Raw genomic sequence first — 1,021 nt, forward strand, 5'->3', positions numbered from 1 at the left:
ATCCGCTCAAACAGCTGGACCTCGCCGCTGATCCGAAGATGCTGCGGGGCATCGAGCGACAGGAGGTCCGCAGTGTCGATTTCTGCGTCACTGTCTGTCGCCGTCTCTGGCACGGTCGTTTCGGCGTCGGTGGTTGCTGCTTCGGTGCTACTGGTCGCTGTGGACTGTGACATCTGGATTACCCTCCACTTGCCGGAGGGCACACAAAATATGCCGTTGGCGGCGTCGGTCAGGGGACGACTGCCGCGAGTCGATGGGTATGGTAGTCAACCGTCCAGCGCGAGTAGTTCCGTGTGATCCGGTACTCGCGAACGACTGCAACGTCTTCCAGCGACTCCTCGGGTTGTTCCCACGCAAACTCGTAGCCGGCGACTACATCTCCCTCGTCGAGATATCCAACCGGATGATCCGGCCCATCCCACTGAACCGAGATTGGATCGCCACCACTGGGGGGCTGGACTCCATGGCCTATCCCCGCCTGAATGACGGATGGATCGGACGTTAACCCGTGCAACTGTGCTAAGTCACTAGCCTTGATCGGGAACTTGTCCTCCCCGTCGATGAATGAGTGTTGGGTTTTCCCGCGTACTGTTGCGTACTCTACACCCTCGATATCGACACCGAGAGCGTCGGACAGCAGGTGGGCAAACTCAGCGGCTCCCGTGCGGACTGTTTGGTTCTGCTCCTCAATCTGCAGGGTTGTCTCTGGCGTCCGCAGGTCCTTCGTGTATGGATTTTCCGGCCGCTCAACGGGCATACAGCTGCACAAGAGCGTCCCTTCTGGACCCGTCAGAATCCACGGCTGCTTCCCGCACGGGATTGCCGTGTATCTCGACGCAGTGTATCGACCACCGCCAGTGAGGACTCGCAATGCCTTTTCGAGTGCTTGGGCGTCAATGCCGTACCCGTAGCTGTCAGCAAGTCCGTCGACAAATGTGACTCGAGTGTCGACTGAACTGAAGTCGCCGTACGTGTTCGGGATTTGCAGGAGGTCGCCAGTTGCGTACTGCTCAACGTAGTC

Annotated in this window: 1 protein-coding gene; it reads right to left on the reverse strand. The window is 59.0% G+C overall.

Features of this window, described 5'->3' with window-relative positions; genetic code table 11:
• Positions 1 to 229 precede the first annotated feature (229 nt).
• The coding region (locus AV929_RS12430; protein WP_064288411.1) for a hypothetical protein at positions 230 to 1,021 on the reverse strand (792 nt) is incomplete at its 5' end.

Origin of the sequence: Haloarcula sp. K1 (assembly GCF_001647155.1) — an archaeon.
Taxonomy (GTDB): domain Archaea; phylum Halobacteriota; class Halobacteria; order Halobacteriales; family Haloarculaceae; genus Haloarcula; species Haloarcula hispanica.